Below are 15,169 nucleotides of genomic sequence, written 5' to 3' on the forward strand. Positions count from 1 at the left end.
CATGTCCCTGCTGGAAGAAACCAACGCCGCCGGCGGCACCCCCGTCGCCACCCCGGCGCCCGGCCCGGCCACCCCCGACGTCATCCGCTCGGCCAAACCGCTCTCCCGCGGCCGCCTGATCTGGCGCCGGCTCACCCAGACCTCACGGTTCTGGGCAGGGGCGATCGCCATCGCGGTCATCCTGCTCTGGGCCATCCTCGGCCCGCTGCTCTATCCCTACGACGCGACCGGCCGCGACCCGCTCAACATGGGTCTCGGCCCGACCCAGCTGCACTGGTTCGGCACCAACAACATCGGCCAGGACCTGTACGCGCAAACCCTGGTCGGGCTTCAGAAGTCCATCGTGATCGGCCTGATCGCCGGCCCGCTCGGCACTCTGATCGCGGCCGTCGTCGGCTCGGTCGCCGGCTACCTGGGCGGCGTCGTCGACCGGGTGCTGGTCTGGTGCATCAACCTGCTGCTGGTGCTGCCGTCGTTCATTCTGCTCGTCATCCTCAGCCCGCTGTTCAAGGGGCTGTCCTGGGTGTTCCTGACCATCTTCATCGCCGGGTTCAGCTGGATGATCATGGCCCAGGTGGTGAGGTCCCAGACCAGGTCGCTGCGCGACCGCGACTTCGTCAAGGCCGCCCGCTACATGGGCGTGCCGATGCCCACCATCCTCGGCCGGCACATCATACCCAACATCGCCTCCCTCCTGATCATCGACGCGACCCTCGGGGTGGTGGCGTCGATCCTCGCCGAGACCGGCCTCAGCTACTTCGGCTTCGGCATCCGAGCCCCGGATGTCTCCCTCGGTACCCTGCTGGCCGAGGGCACCAGCGCGGCCGTGACCCGGCCGTGGCTGTTCGTGTTCCCGGCCGGGGTGCTCATCCTCACCCTGTTCGCCGTCAGCCTGATCGGGGACGCCCTGCGCGACGCCGTCGACCCGACCTCGGGAGTCAACCGTGACTGATCTTGTGAGCGCCCATGGACCGTCGGCGCCGGCCCGGGCCGGGGCGCCGCTGCTGGAGGTCACCGACCTGTCGGTCACCTTCCCTCAGCGCGGCGGACCCGACGTCAACGCGGTGCGCGGCATCAGCTACCAGGTGCACAAGGGCGAGTTCCTGGGCATCGTCGGCGAGTCCGGCTCCGGCAAGTCGGTGTCGTCGCTGGCGCTGATGGGCCTGCTGCCGAGCTCCGCCCGGGTCACCGGCAGCATCCGCTTCGGCGGCCGCTCACTGCTCGACCTGAACGACCGCCAGCTGTCCGGCATCCGCGGCCGGGAGATCTCGATGATCTTCCAGGACCCGCTCTCCGCCCTCACCCCGGTCTACACGGTCGGCGACCAGATCGCGGAGGCACTGCTCCTGCACGACTCGGCGCTGGGCAAACGGGCGGCGCAGGCCAGGGCCGTCGAACTGCTCAAGGTGGTCGGCATCCCCGCGCCGGAACGCCGGGCGAAGGCCTTCCCGCATGAGTTCTCCGGCGGGATGCGCCAGCGGGCCATGATCGCCATGGCGATCGCCAACGACCCGCAGCTGATCATCGCCGATGAGCCGACGACGGCCCTCGACGTGACGATCCAGGCGCAGATCCTCGAGGTGCTCGAAAAGGCCAAGGAGCTCACCGGCGCGGCAGTGGTGCTGATCACCCACGACCTCGGCGTCGTCGCCGGTCACGCCGACCGGATCGCCGTGATGTACGCGGGCAAGCTGGTGGAGAACGGCACCACCACCGAGGTCTTCGCGGCGCCGCACATGCCGTACACGATCGGCCTGCTCCGTTCGGTCCCGAACATGCAGACCGCCGGGACGGAGCGGCTGGTGCCGCTCGAGGGCCGGCCGCCGTCGCTGACCGCGCTGCCCCGCGGCTGCCCGTTCGCCGCCCGCTGCCCGATCGCCATCGACGTCTGCCGGGAGACCGAGCCGGGTCTGCTCGTGCACGGTCTCACGCTCTCGGACGAACTCGCGGCCGAACTCGCGGCCGAACACGTCGCCGCCTGCCACCGCTCGGACGAGATCGCGAGCGGCCTGCTCACCCGCGCCGACGTCTTCCCTCGCCCGGCCCCGCTCGCCGTGCAGCACAGCGAGGCCCGCGCCGACGCCGAGCCCGTGCTGCGCGTCACCGGCCTTGTCCGCCACTTCCCGCTCACCAAGGGCGGGGTGTTCTCCCGGCAGATCGGCACCGTGCGCGCCGTCGACGGGGTGTCTTTTTCGATCCAGGCCGGGCAGACCCTCGGGCTGGTCGGCGAATCCGGGTGCGGCAAATCCACCACCATCCTCGAGGTCCTGGAGATGACCAGGCCTCAGGCCGGCGGGATCCTGATCGACGGCAAGGACGTCGCGGGCCTCGGCCGGGCCGAACTGCTCCGGCTGCGCAGAGACGTGCAGATCGTCTTCCAGGACCCGATGGCCGCCCTCGACCCGCGGCTGCCGATCGGCGACATCATCGGCGAACCGCTGACCGTGCACGGGGTGAAGCCGGACGCCCGGCAGGGCCGCGTCGCCGAACTGCTCGACCTGGTCGGGCTCGACCCGCAGATGGCCGACCGCTACCCGCACGAATTCTCCGGCGGCCAGCGCCAGCGGATCGGCATCGCCCGCGCCCTGGCCACCAATCCGAGGCTCGTCGTCCTCGACGAACCGGTGTCGGCCCTGGACGTGTCGATCCAGGCCGGGGTGATCAACCTGCTCGAGGACCTCAAGGAGAAGCTCAACCTCTCCTACCTGTTCGTGGCGCACGACCTCGCAATCGTCCGGCAGATCGCCGACACGGTCGCCGTCATGTACCTCGGCCGGATCGTCGAATACGGGCCGGTGGCGGAGGTCTTCGCCCGGCCACGGCATCCGTACACCCAGGCGCTGATCTCCGCGGCGCCGATCCCCGACCCGGTGATCGAACGCAGCCGAAAGCGAGTGCTGCTCGAGGGTGACCTGCCCAGCCCGACCGAGCAGATCGACGGTTGCAACTTCCGCAGCCGTTGCCCGCTGTACAGCCTGCTCGCCGACACGGACAAGGCGCTCTGCGAAACCGTGGACCCCGTGCTCCGGGCGCACGGCCAGGTCGAGACCGCTTGCCACCACGTGGAGCGGAACGACCTGGCCATCTCGGCCTCCCTCGCCGGCCGCGAGGACGAGCTCGCTCCGTGAGCCTCCGGCCCCCACCAGACCTACCTTCCGCACCAGGAAAAGTACCCACCAAGAGAAGGAGAATCACAATGAGACGGACAACTACTGTATTCACAGCAGTGGCCGTTCTGAGTGCGTCTGCCCTGTTCCTCACGGCATGCGCTCCCGGAAACACAGCACAGGACAGCCCCGCACAATCGAGCAGCAAGGCCCTCCCTTCCACAGCCTGGGAGAGCGCCGCCGCCGCCGATGTGCAGGACGGCGGAACCCTGAACCTCGCCATCAACGCCCTGCCCGCCAACTGGAACACCTACGAGGTCGACGGCAACGAGGTCGACACGGTCAACACCATCGCCCCCACCACCGGTGGCCCGATCCGGATCACGGAGGACGGCACCACCAGCGTCGACCCGAACTACGCCTCCAGCGTCGAGGTGACCAGCGACGACCCACAGGTCGTCGAGATCAAGCTCAACCCGAAGGCGGTCTGGGAAGACGGTACTCCGATCACCTACAAGGACTACGAAGCCACCTGGAAGGCGATGAACGGCAGCAACGAGGCCTACTCGTCCGCCTCGACGGCAATCTGGGACCAGATCGAGTCGATCGAGTCGGCCGGCACCGACTTCGACATGAAGGTGACCTTCAGCGAGGTCAACGCAGACTGGGCCTCGATTCTCGTCGGCGTCCAGGGTGTGCTGCCCGCGGCGATCGCCTCCGACCCTGAGGTCTTCAACACGGGCTACGTGTCGAAGGCGCTGCCCTCCTCCGGCCCGTTCATGATCTCGAATATCGATACCACCGGCCAGGTCGTCACCCTGGTCCGCAACCCGAAGTGGTGGGGTGAGACCCCCAAGCTCGACACCGTCATCGTCAAGGTCGTCAGCGGATCCTCGCAGGGCACGGCATTCGGCAACTCGGAGACGGATGTGCTCTACATCTCCTCCAACGCCGACGCCTACCAGACCGCCAAGAAGCGGGCGGATGCCGAGATCCAGGCATCCGGAGGGCTCACCTGGACGCACGTCACCATGAACGGCGCCAAGGGGCCGCTCGCCGACGTCAAGCTGCGGCGCGCCATCGGCCACGCGATCAACCGCCAGCTGATCTCGGAGTCGGCCAACACCCCGGTCGGCGTCGACGCGACCACCCAGGGCTCCTACATCTTCATGCCGGGCCAGAAGGGCTTCGAAGACAACGTGGGCGCCGCGATCGGCTTCAACGTGGAGACCGCGAAGAAACTGCTCGACGAGGCAGGCTACACCGCCGGCAGCAACGGGGTGCGCGAGAAGGACGGCAAGCCGCTCACGCTCTCGATCACCGTTCCGGCCGAAACCCCCACCAACAAGCAGCGCGCCGTGCAGGTGCAGGCCGACCTCAAGGATGTCGGCATCACCGTCGAGCTCAACGAGGTCCCGTCGGCCAAGTACTTCTCCGACTACATCATTCCGGGCGACTTCGAGCTGACCAGCTTCTCCTGGCAGGGCACCGCGTTCCCGATCTCCTCGAGCGAAGCCCTGTTCTCGCCCGTGAAGAGCGAGTCCAACTTCACCGGAATCACCGACAAGAAGCTGGCCCCACTGTTCAAGGAGGCGAACAAGGAACTCGACGCCGACAAGCGCCTGGTGATCGCCGACAAGATCGACAAGGTGCTCGCCGCCTACGTGCCGATCATCCCGCTGGCGCCGCTGCCGAACGTGTACGCGGTGAAGAAGGGGCTCGTCAACTACGGCGCGACCCAGTTCCAGACCGTCGACTGGACCGTCGTCGGCTGGAAGAAGTAGGCACCAGCCCTCGGGCATGACGGCGGGGCGGGGACTTCGGTTCCCGCCCCGCTTCGGCGTTTCCGGCCGCACCTGGCGCTCTCAGGCTCCGGGCAGGGAGAGTGCGGTAGGATTATCCGTTGGGTCGGACTTTGCCCACACACATCCATTCTTCGTCGCATGCGGTACTCTGCGACATCATTCTTCGTAAGGATTTACTTCATGGCGATTGCCACGCGCAATAACCTCCGAAATGTCGCAATCGTCGCCCACGTCGACCACGGCAAGACCACGCTGGTAGACGCGATGCTCCAGCAGACCAACTCGTTCGCCGACCACTCACACGTGGAAGAACGCGCCATGGACTCCAACGAGCTCGAGCGCGAAAAGGGCATCACGATCCTCGCCAAGAACACGGCGGTCTCGTACAAGGGCATCCACGCCACCGACGGACCGATCACGATCAACGTGATCGACACCCCCGGCCACGCCGACTTCGGTGGCGAGGTCGAGCGCGGCCTGTCCATGGTCGACGGTGTCGTGCTGCTCGTCGACGCCAGTGAGGGCCCGCTGCCGCAGACCCGTTTCGTGCTGCGCAAGGCACTCGAGGCGCACCTGCCCGTCATCCTGCTGGTCAACAAGACCGACCGTCCCGACGCTCGCATCGTCGAGGTCGTCGAGGAAAGCCAGGACCTGCTGATCGGCCTGGCCAGCGACATGGCGGACGACTACCCCGACCTCGACCTCGACGCGATCCTCGACGTCCCCGTCGTCTACGCCTCCGGCCGCAACGGCGCCGCGAGCCGCAACCAGCCCGAGAACGGCCAGCTGCCCGACAACGACGACCTCGAGCCCCTCTTCGAAGCGATCCTCGAGCACATCCCGGCCCCGGTCTACGACGACGAGCACCCGCTGCAGGCGCACGTGACCAACCTGGACGCGTCGCCGTTCCTCGGCCGTCTCGCCCTGCTCCGCATCTTCCACGGCACCATCCGCAAGGGCCAGACCGTGGCCTGGATCAAGTACGACGGTTCCGTGCACAACGTGCGCGTCACCGAGCTGCTGATCACCAAGGCCCTCGACCGCTACCCGACCGAGAGCGCCGGCCCCGGCGACATCGTCGCCGTCGCCGGCTTCGAGGACATCACCATCGGTGAGACCCTCGCCGACCCCGACGACCCCCGCGCGCTGCCGACCATCACGGTCGATGAGCCCGCCATCTCGATGACGATCGGCACCAACACCTCGCCCATCATGGGCAAGGTCAAGGGCCACAAGCTCACCGCCCGCATGGTCAAGGACCGCCTCGACCGCGAGCTCATCGGTAACGTCTCGCTCAAGGTCGTCGACATCGGACGCCCCGACGCCTGGGAGGTCCAGGGCCGTGGCGAACTCGCCCTCGCCATCCTGGTCGAGCAGATGCGTCGCGAGGGCTTCGAGCTCACCGTCGGCAAGCCGCAGGTCGTCGTGCGCCGCGTCGACGGCAAGATCCACGAGCCGTACGAGCACCTCACCATCGACTCGCCCGAGGAATACCTCGGCGCGATCACCCAGCTCCTGGCCGCCCGCAAGGGCCGGATGGAGAACATGGCGAACCACGGCACCGGCTGGGTCCGGATGGAATTCATCGTTCCGTCCCGCGGCCTGATCGGCTTCCGCACCCAGTTCCTCACCGACACCCGCGGCACCGGTATCGCCAACGCGATCTTCCACGGCTACGAGGCCTGGGCCGGCAACATCGTCACCCGTAACAACGGCTCGATCGTCGCCGACCGCTCCGGCGTGGTCACCCCGTTCGCCATCATCGCCCTGCAGGAGCGGATGTCGTTCTTCGTCAACCCGACCGAAGAGGTCTACGAGGGCATGGTCATCGGCGAGAACTCGCGCGCCGACGACATGGACGTCAACATCACCAAGGAGAAGAAACTGACCAACATGCGTCAGTCCACCTCCGACACCTTCGAGTCGATGACCCCGTCCAAGCAGATGACGCTCGAGGAATGCCTCGAATTCGCCCGCGAAGACGAGTGCGTCGAGGTCACCCCGGCGATGGTGCGCATCCGCAAGGTCGAGCTCGCGGCATCCGCCCGCCAGCGCCAGACCTCGCGCCTGAAGAAGCAGGACGCGAACTAGCCCTCGCTCCTCTCGTCGCCGGTGGCGTCGTCCTGGATTCGTCCGGGGCGGCGCCACCGGCGTTTTCGCGCCCGGGTTGGGAGGCGAGGCGGCGCGTGACGTAGCATCGCCTCATGAGCACCGCACTGAAACCGACCACCTCCCGACTCCGAATCATCGCGGCGGTGGCCGCGGCCGTGCTCGCCGGACCGCTGCTGGCCGGCTGCTCGGCCGACGCGGTCGGCGGCGCGGTCAACGGCGCCGTGCAGGGGGCGACCGGCGGTGACGTGAGCCTGGCCGGGCAGCTGCCGTCCGGCTGGCCGGCCGAGGTGCCGGTGGTCGACGGGAAGCTGCTCTTCGGCGCCACGAAGACAGAGAACGGCAAGCGGACCTGGGTGGTCACCGTGAAGTCCGACGCCGCCGATCCGCTGGCCGAGGTGAAGACGACGCTGACGGATGCGGGGTTCGTGCTCGATGAGTCGCCGTCGGCATCCGTCGGCACCGCCGGGGTCGTGGCGATGAAGAACGCGAACGTCACCGTGGTCGTCGTCGGCAACACCGACGGCCTCCTCTACACGGTCACCCCCGTCGCCTGACCTCTCCCTCACTCTCGCCGAGTGGATCAGGCGAAGAGGGCGGCCCCGATGTGGCTGCCGCGGCGGGCGCCCGGCGGCACGGCGAAGAGCGCGCTGCCGACGTGGCGGGTGTACTCGTTCAGGGCGTCGTGGCGGGCCAGGCTGAGCTGCACCCGGCTGAACTGCTCGGGTGAGCGCTGGAAGCTGATGAAGAACAGTCCGGCGTCGAGGCGGCCGAGCGCGTCGTTGCCGTCGACGAAGTTGTAGCCGCGGCGCAGCATCCGCGCCCCGCCGTTCTGCTGGGGGTGGGCGAGCCGAACATGGGCGGCCGCGTCGATCAGGGGCGCGTCGCCCCGTCCGGCCAGGGAGAAGTCCGGCTCGGTGAACTCGGTGCCGCCCGACAGGGGCGCCCCCTCGCCCTTGGTGCGGCCGAACACCGCCTCCTGCTCGCGCAGGATCGTGCGGTCCCAGGCCTCGATCGTCATCCGGATGCGCCGCGCGACCAGGTAGGAGCCGCCGGCCAGCCAGGCCGGCCCGTCGGCGGCCGGCACCCAGACCTGCTCGTCGACCACTGCGGGCTCCTCGGCCTTGATGTTCGCGGTGCCGTCCTTGAACCCGAACAGGTTGCGCGGGGTGGCCTGGCTGATGCTGGTCGACGAGGTGCGGCCGAACCCGAGCTGGGACCAGCGGAGGGAGGCCCGGCCGAACGCGATCCTGGACAGGTTGCGGATGGCGTGCACGGCCACCTGCGGGTCGTCGGCGCAGGCCTGGATGCAGAGGTCCCCGCCGTTGCGGCCCTCCTCGAGCAGGTCCCCCGGGAAGTGCGGCAGGTCCACGAGCAGGGGCGGGCGGCGGGAGGCCAGACCGAACCGGTCGGCGCCGGCCGCCGTCTCGAACAGGGTGGGGCCGAAGCCGAACGTGATGGTCAGGCCGGAGGCGGGCAACCCCTGCGCCTCGCCGGTGTCCTCCGGCGGGGCGTCGTACGACCCGGAGGCGGCACCGAACTCGCCGATCGCCGCCCCCGCGGTGAGGGAGGCCGCCGCGGCGGTCCAGTCCCGCAGCAGGGAGATGAGATCGGCGCGCGTCGCGTCCGGTGCGAGGTCGAACGCGGCGAAGTGCAGGCGGTCCTGGGCGGGGGTGACGATGCCGGCCTGGTGAGCGCCGTAGAACGGGTAGGCGGCGGCCGGGCTCGCGACGGCGACCGCAGCCTGCACCGCCCGGTCGCCGCCGACGCCGAGCCCGAGCCCGGCCACGCCCGCCCCGGCCAGGCCGAGCAGGCCTCGGCGGGACAGCCCGCGCGGCTCCGGCCGGGCGACGGGGTCGGCCCCCGGAGCGGTGGGTTCGGGGGCGGCCCCAGGGTCGGTGCGGGTCATCACAGCACCAGGGTGGCGGTGAGCTGGTTCAGCGGCTCGCCGAGGGCGTTGACCTGGTCGGCCAGCGCCCGGATCTCGGCGGGGGACAGCTCGGTGTAAAGCCGGAACCCGTCCCCGGCGCGCTGGGCGTCCAGGAGCTCCTGCAGTGCCGCGAACTCCCGGTCGAGCCGCTCGGCGAGTGTCGCGTCCTTCTCGACGAGGATGTCCCGCACCCCGGCATAGAGCACGGATGCGCCGTCGACGTTGGCCTGGAAGTCGGAGAGGTCGGTGTGCGACCAGAATTCCTCCTCGCCGGTGACTTTGCCGGTCGAGACCTCGTCGAGCAGCCCGATCGCCCCGTTCGTCTGCTGGGCCAGGGTGAAGTGGAGGTCCTGCACCTTGTCGTTCAGGGTGGCGGTGTCGGCGACGAGGAGACCGGCCAGGCGCTGCCGCTCGTCCGGGCTGTACGCGGTGAAGCCGGCCTCGGCATCCGCCGGCCAGAGGTCCTTCTCGATCGCGTGCCAGCCGGTCCAGTCCTGCCCCTCCTCGAGGTCGGCCTCGCGCAGGTCGAGCTTCGGGTCCAGGTCGCCGAACGACTCGGCGATGGTCTCGACCCGTTCCCAGTGGGCTCGGGTCGGGGCGTACAGGGCGCGGGCGGCGTCCGCGTCGCCGGTCGTGTACGCGGCGGCGAACGCAGCGGTGCCGGTGACCAGCTGGGCGACCTGGTCCCTGACGTAGGAGGCGTAGTTGGTGTTGGCCGTCTCGATCCGGGCGGCCAGATCGACGCTGGCTCCGGCCGCGCCCTCCGATTCCGTCACCGTGAACTCGGCCTTGCCGATCCCGTCGCCGGTCATGCCCGGCTTGCAGGCCGTGAAATAGCTGCCGGCGGGCAGCTGCACGACCAGGTCGCGGCTGAGGCCCGGCCCGATGTTCTCCGCCTCGCCGACGATGCGGAGCCCGTCGTCGGCCAGCAGGTAGAACTCGGTGACCTGGTCGCCGGAGTTGGCGACCGTGAATCGCACGTTGCCGGCGGGGGCCTCGTCGGCGGAGACGGTGCACGCGGTGGCGCTGCTGTCCACGGTCAGGGCGGCGTGGGACGAACCGGGGGCGCCGGCGTTGGGCACGCAGCCGGTGAGTGCGAGGAGGCCGGCCGCCGAGGCGAGTCCGAGCAGGGGGAAGCGAGCACGCATGAGGGAGATCCTTGCTGGGGAGGGAACGGGGGAGTAGGGGATGCCGCCGGTCAGCGGGCGGGCACGGTGGCCGGTGCCGACCGGCGGGGTGCGGGGCGCACCCGGCGCTGGTCTCGGCTCGCCCGGATGAACAGGGTGAGGCAGGTCGCCGTGTACCCCGTCCAGACGGCCAGTTCGAGCCAGGTCGTCACCGGGGAGAAGTTGAGGGTGCCCTTGAGCAGGGTTCCGTACCAGCTGTCGGGCGGGATCGCCGCGCTCACGTCGAAGGCGAGGCTGTGCAGCCCGGGCAGCACCCCCGCCTCCTGCAGGTCGTGCACCCCGTAGGAGAGCACCCCGGCGGCGACGACGATGAGGATGCCGCCGGTCCAGGTGAAGAACTTCGCCAGGTTGATCCGCAGCATCCCCGAATACACCAGCCAGCCCAGGCCGACCGCGGTCACGATGCCCAGGGCGGCGCCGAGCAGGGGCAGCGCGGTCTCCCCGGTGGCCTGCACGGCCGCCCAGATGAACAGGGCGGTCTCGATGCCCTCCCGGCCGACGGCGACGAACGCGACCACGACGAGGCCGAGCCCGGTGCCGAGCAGGGACCGGTCGATGCTGCCGCGGAGGTGGCCGGACAGGTCGCGGGCGGTGCGCAACATCCAGAACACCATCCAGGTGACCAGGCCGGTGGCGGCGATCGACAGGATGCCGCCGATCGTCTCCTGGGCGGCGAAGGAGAGCCCGTAGGTGCCGAAGGTGAGGGCGGCGCCGATCGCGAGGGCAAGGAGTACCGCCAGGCCGACGCCGAGCCAGATCCGGCGCAGCACGTCACGGCGGTCGATCTTGACCACGTAGGCCACGAGGATGGTCACGATCAGCGCCGCTTCGAGGCCTTCACGGAGGCCGATCAGATAATTTGCGAGCACGGGACTTCCTGGTCGGGGTCGGGGAGCAGCGAGCACGGGATGGTTAGGCTTACCTAACTAAGGCTACTCTAACTTCGCCGGGACCGCCGTGTCCAGCTAGTGTTCTTCCGTGGGTGTCTGCCCGTCAGCTACCTAGTGGAGCCCAGCATGGTCATGTCCGGCAGCGGAGAGAGCGTCCTCTTCGTGCACGACCGCCCCGGTGACGAGGCGCTGCTCACCGGCGGCACCATCGCCCGCCTCCGCTCCGACGGCGCCGAGGTCGTGGTGCTGTTCGGCGCCAGGACCCACGGCGACACGGGCGACGACACCGCCGACAGCGCCGACGTGCGGGCCGCCCTGGGCGGGCTCGGGGTGAGCGACTGGCGGATGCTGGCCCGCCCGGCCGCAGGCCATGACCCCGACGCCCTGACCGCCCAGGTGGCCGACGTGCTGCTCGAGGTGGAGGCCACCGCGCTCGTGCTCGGCACCGACGACGCCCGGCTGCAGGCCGCGGCGACCGATGCCGCCCACGCGGCGGGCATCCCCGTCTTCCAGAGCAAGCGCGTCTCCGGCGCGATCGGCCAGCGCCTCATCGCGATCGACGTGAGCGACCAGGTGGAGCGGAAGCTCGCAGCCATCTCCGCCTATCCGGGGCGCTGGAGTGTGACCGGCCACACCGTCGTCCCCGTGACACCGCCGGCCGGCGCCGCCGCCGCGGGTGCAGGCACGGTCGTCGGCGGAACCGAGACCTACCTGCGCCTTCCGCCGCCGCAGGCGCAGCACGCCGCGGAGGTCCCTCCCGGCCCGGGCGCCCGGGCGCTGGCTGGCCTGCTCGCCTTCGTGGTGGGGGTTGCCTTCGGCGTCCTCGGCACGATCGCGCACCAGGCGACGATCGTGCTCGGCCCGGTCACCATCCCGATCGGCCTGGTCCTCGCGCTCGCCGGAGTGACCGCCCTGCTGGCCGGCCTGCGCCTGGTCGTGGGGGACCGGCTGGTCGTGCTGCTCGCCGCGATCGGCCTGCTCGGCACGATCTTCCTGCTGTCGCTGCGCAGCGAGGGCGGCTCCGTGCTGGTGCCGCAGGGGCTGCCCGGCACCCTCTGGACGGTGGGTCCGACCCTGGTCGCCACCATCGTGCTCGCCTGGCCGCGGATTCCGGGCCGCCGCGGTACGGCATAGAATTGCAGTTCCGCTCGTGAAGGGAGCTCGTCACCCGTGACCTACGTCATTGCCCTGCCGTGCGTGGACGTGAAGGATCGCGCCTGCGTGGACGAATGCCCCGTCGACTGCATCTACGAGGGCGACCGTTCGCTCTACATCCACCCCGACGAATGCGTCGACTGCGGCGCCTGCGAACCGGTCTGCCCGGTCGAGGCGATCTACTACGAGGACGACGTGCCCGAACAGTGGGCCGAGTACTACAAGGCGAACGTCGAGTTCTTCGACGACGTCGGATCTCCCGGCGGAGCGGCCAAGGTCGGCGTGATCCACAAGGACCACCCGATCATCGCCGTCCTTCCCCCGCAGGTCTAGCCGGCCCGTGCTGAGGCCGCTGCCCGACTACCCGTGGGACCAGATGGTCCCCTTCGCCGAGCGCGCCCGCGCGCACCCCGGCGGCATCGTCGACCTGTCGATCGGTTCGCCGGTCGACCCGACACCCGCGGTCATCCGGCAGGCCCTGGCCGACGCCACCGACGCGCACGCCTACCCGCAGACCGCGGGCACCCCGCAGCTGCAGCGGGCGATCATCGACTGGTACGCCCGCCGCCGCGGCGTGGCCGGCCTCACCGAGGCCAATGTGCTGCCCACCATCGGGTCGAAGGAGCTGGTGGCCCTGCTGCCGTTCATGCTCGGCCTCGGCGAGGGCGACACCGTCGTGCACCCGGTCGCGGCCTACCCCACCTACGCGATCGGCGCGGCCATGGCCGGGGCGGATGCCGTGGCCTCCGACGACCCGGCCGGCTGGCCGGCCACGACGAAGCTGGTCTGGCTGAACAGCCCGGGCAACCCCGACGGGCACGTGCTGACGGTCGCCGAACTGCGCCGGGCGGTCGAACGGGCCAGGGCGCTCGGCGCCGTGATCGTCTCCGACGAGTGCTACGCGGAACTGGGCTGGGCCGGGCAGTGGGCGAACGAGCCGATCCCCAGCATCCTCGACCCCCGCGTGATCGGCACCGACCGCCGCGACGTGCTCGCCATCTACTCCCTCAGCAAGCAGTCGAACATGGCCGGCTACCGCGGTGCGTTCGCCGCCGGCTGCGCCACCGTTCTCGGCCGGTTGCTCACTGTGCGCAAGCACGCGGGCCTGATGCTCCCGGCCCCGCTCCAGGCCGCCATGGTCGCCGCCCTCGGCGACGACTCCCACGTGGCCGATCAGAAGGAACGGTACCGGGCCCGGAGGATGCTGCTGCTGCCGGCGCTCGAGACGGCCGGCTTCCGGATCAGCCGCAGCGAGGCCGGGCTGTACCTCTGGGCGACCGAGGGGCGCGGCGCCTGGGATTCGATCGGGCGGCTCGCCGACCTCGGCATCCTGGCCGGCCCCGGCCCGTTCTACGGCGCCGGTTCCGCGCAATACGTGCGCTTCAGCCTCACCGCCACCGATGAGCGGATAGCCGCCGCCGCGAGCCGCCTCGGCGCCGGATGAGCGCGCGCCGCGCGGCTCCGGGGGTGCCAACCCGGGGCTTGTGGACAATCACCAACGAAACCCGGGCATTCCTATCGGATGCAACAGTAGGCGGTCGGGCCGATTAGGCTGTATCAGCGTTGACGTCTCCAGCCACACCGGTGTGCTGTGTAGAAGACCGCGCGCCGAGAGGCAGTGATACTCAGTGACACTCAGTGATACCCAGGGAGCCGCCGTGAGCGAGACCGCACAGCGAACGCCGTCCATCGATCCGCAAAAGGCCAGGCTGACCTTCCCCGGAGGGTCGGCGGACTTCCCGATCGTGCGCGGCACGGCCGGCGCGTCCAGCCTGGACATCTCGAGCCTCACCCGCCAGACCGGCCTGATCACCCTCGACTCCGGGTTCGTGAACACCGCGGCCACGCGGTCGGCGATCACGTTCATCGACGGCGAAAAGGGCATCCTCCGCTATCGCGGCTACCCGATCGAACAGATCGCCCAGAACTCCAACTTCCTCGAGACGGCCTGGCTGCTGATCTATGGCGCACTGCCCAGTGCGAGCGAGCTCGCCGCCTTCGACCAGCGGATCCGCCGGCACACCCTGCTGCACGAAGACCTGCGCCGACTCTTCGATGTGCTGCCGTACAACGCGCACCCGATGTCGGTGCTGTCGTCGGGCACTTCCGCCCTCGCGGCGTACTACCAGGACGCGCTCGACCCGAAGGACCCGATCCAGGTCGAGCTGGCCACGGTGCACCTGCTGGCCAAGCTTCCGGTGATGGCGGCCTACGCGTACAAGAAGAGCATCGGCCAGGCCTTCCTCTACCCCGACAACTCGCTCGGCTACGTCGACAACTTCCTTCGGCTGATCTTCGGCACCCTGGCCGAGCCCTACGAGGTGAACCCGGTCGTGAGCAAGGCGCTCGAGCGCCTCCTGATGCTGCACGAGGACCACGAGCAGAACGCCTCGACCTCGACCGTGCGCCTCGTCGGGTCGACCGAGGCGAACCTGTTCGCGTCGGTGTCCGCCGGGATCAACGCCCTCTCCGGGCCCCTGCACGGCGGCGCGAACGAGGCCGTGCTCAAGATGCTCGGCGAGATCAAGGCCTCCGGCGAGGGCGTGGAGAAGTTCGTCGAACGGGTCAAGAACAAGGAACAGGGCGTGCGCCTGATGGGCTTCGGCCACCGGGTCTACAAGAACTACGACCCGCGGGCCACCCTGGTCAAGGAGAGCGCCGACGAGGTCCTCGCCGCGCTCGGCGTCAAGGACGACCTGCTCGACATCGCCAAGGAACTCGAGCAGATCGCGTTGAACGACGACTACTTCCGGGAACGCAAGCTGTACCCGAACGTGGACTTCTACACCGGCGTCATCTACAAGGCGATGGGATTCCCGACGAGCATGTTCACCGTGCTCTTCGCCATCGGCCGCCTGCCCGGCTGGGTCGCGCACTGGCGTGAGATGAACGAGGACCCGACGACCAAGATCGGCCGTCCCCAGCAGCTGTACATCGGCTCGCCGGAGCGCGACTTCCCGACGCGCTGATCGTTCCGCGGCGCTGA

General features: G+C 69.6%; 12 protein-coding genes. 9 read left to right on the forward strand and 3 right to left on the reverse strand.

Going from position 1 to position 15,169, the window contains the following annotated elements; genetic code table 11:
* Position 1 precedes the first annotated feature (1 nt).
* From E3O32_RS14850 to E3O32_RS14870, 5 genes are all read left to right on the forward strand, one after another.
* The gene (locus tag E3O32_RS14850; protein ID WP_134510608.1) at positions 2-952 is read left to right on the forward strand and encodes an ABC transporter permease; all 951 of its coding nucleotides are present in this window, start codon (positions 2-4) and stop codon (positions 950-952) included.
* Complete coding sequence (locus E3O32_RS14855; protein ID WP_134510609.1) at positions 945-3,128, forward strand: ABC transporter ATP-binding protein; 2,184 nt, start codon at positions 945-947, stop codon at positions 3,126-3,128. Before E3O32_RS14850 ends, E3O32_RS14855 begins: the two co-directional genes overlap by 8 nt.
* Positions 3,129-3,226: 98 nt before the next feature.
* On the forward strand, positions 3,227-4,891 hold the full coding sequence (locus E3O32_RS14860) for an ABC transporter family substrate-binding protein (protein ID WP_134510610.1): 1,665 nt from the start codon (positions 3,227-3,229) through the stop codon (positions 4,889-4,891).
* Positions 4,892-5,092: 201 nt separating this feature from the next.
* Positions 5,093-7,003 (forward strand): translational GTPase TypA, encoded by a 1,911-nt coding sequence (gene typA, locus E3O32_RS14865; RefSeq protein WP_134510611.1) that lies wholly within the window; start codon positions 5,093-5,095, stop codon positions 7,001-7,003.
* 113 nt (positions 7,004-7,116) lie between these two features.
* Complete coding sequence (locus E3O32_RS14870; RefSeq protein ID WP_134510612.1) at positions 7,117-7,578, forward strand: hypothetical protein; 462 nt, start codon at positions 7,117-7,119, stop codon at positions 7,576-7,578.
* Between the two features lie 26 nt (positions 7,579-7,604).
* Here E3O32_RS14870 and efeB read toward each other — a convergent pair whose 3' ends face one another.
* Genes efeB through efeU form a run of 3 tightly spaced genes read right to left on the reverse strand, consistent with a single transcriptional unit; the run spans position 7,605 to position 11,007 of the window.
* Positions 7,605-8,930 (reverse strand): iron uptake transporter deferrochelatase/peroxidase subunit, encoded by a 1,326-nt coding sequence (gene efeB, locus E3O32_RS14875; protein WP_134510646.1) that lies wholly within the window; start codon positions 8,928-8,930, stop codon positions 7,605-7,607.
* Positions 8,930-10,099 carry an iron uptake system protein EfeO gene (efeO, locus tag E3O32_RS14880; RefSeq protein ID WP_174776523.1) on the reverse strand — a complete coding sequence of 390 codons (1,170 nt, stop codon included), beginning with the start codon at positions 10,097-10,099 and terminating at the stop codon, positions 8,930-8,932. Before efeO ends, efeB begins: the two co-directional genes overlap by 1 nt.
* Before the next feature lie 50 nt (positions 10,100-10,149).
* A complete protein-coding gene (gene efeU / locus E3O32_RS14885; protein WP_134510614.1) occupies positions 10,150-11,007 on the reverse strand; it encodes an iron uptake transporter permease EfeU in 858 nt (285 codons plus the stop codon).
* Positions 11,008-11,154: 147 nt separating this feature from the next.
* On the opposite strand from efeU, the gene E3O32_RS17660 reads away from it, so the two are divergent.
* The 4 genes from E3O32_RS17660 to E3O32_RS14905 all read left to right on the forward strand — a co-directional run bounded on the left by E3O32_RS17660 (position 11,155) and on the right by E3O32_RS14905 (position 15,152).
* Complete coding sequence (locus E3O32_RS17660; protein WP_241974995.1) at positions 11,155-12,162, forward strand: hypothetical protein; 1,008 nt, start codon at positions 11,155-11,157, stop codon at positions 12,160-12,162.
* A gap of 36 nt (positions 12,163-12,198) precedes the next feature.
* Positions 12,199-12,516, forward strand: a complete 318-nt coding sequence (gene fdxA / locus E3O32_RS14895) for a ferredoxin (RefSeq protein WP_134510615.1) — start codon at positions 12,199-12,201, stop codon at positions 12,514-12,516.
* A gap of 7 nt (positions 12,517-12,523) precedes the next feature.
* Entirely contained in the window at positions 12,524-13,627 is a 1,104-nt protein-coding gene (dapC, locus tag E3O32_RS14900; protein ID WP_277612773.1) for a succinyldiaminopimelate transaminase, read from the forward strand.
* 214 nt (positions 13,628-13,841) lie between these two features.
* Positions 13,842-15,152, forward strand: a complete 1,311-nt coding sequence (locus E3O32_RS14905) for a citrate synthase (RefSeq protein WP_134510616.1) — start codon at positions 13,842-13,844, stop codon at positions 15,150-15,152.
* Positions 15,153-15,169 lie beyond the last annotated feature (17 nt).

The organism is Cryobacterium mannosilyticum, assembly GCF_004402705.1.
GTDB classification, from domain to species: Bacteria; Actinomycetota; Actinomycetes; order Actinomycetales; family Microbacteriaceae; genus Cryobacterium; species Cryobacterium mannosilyticum.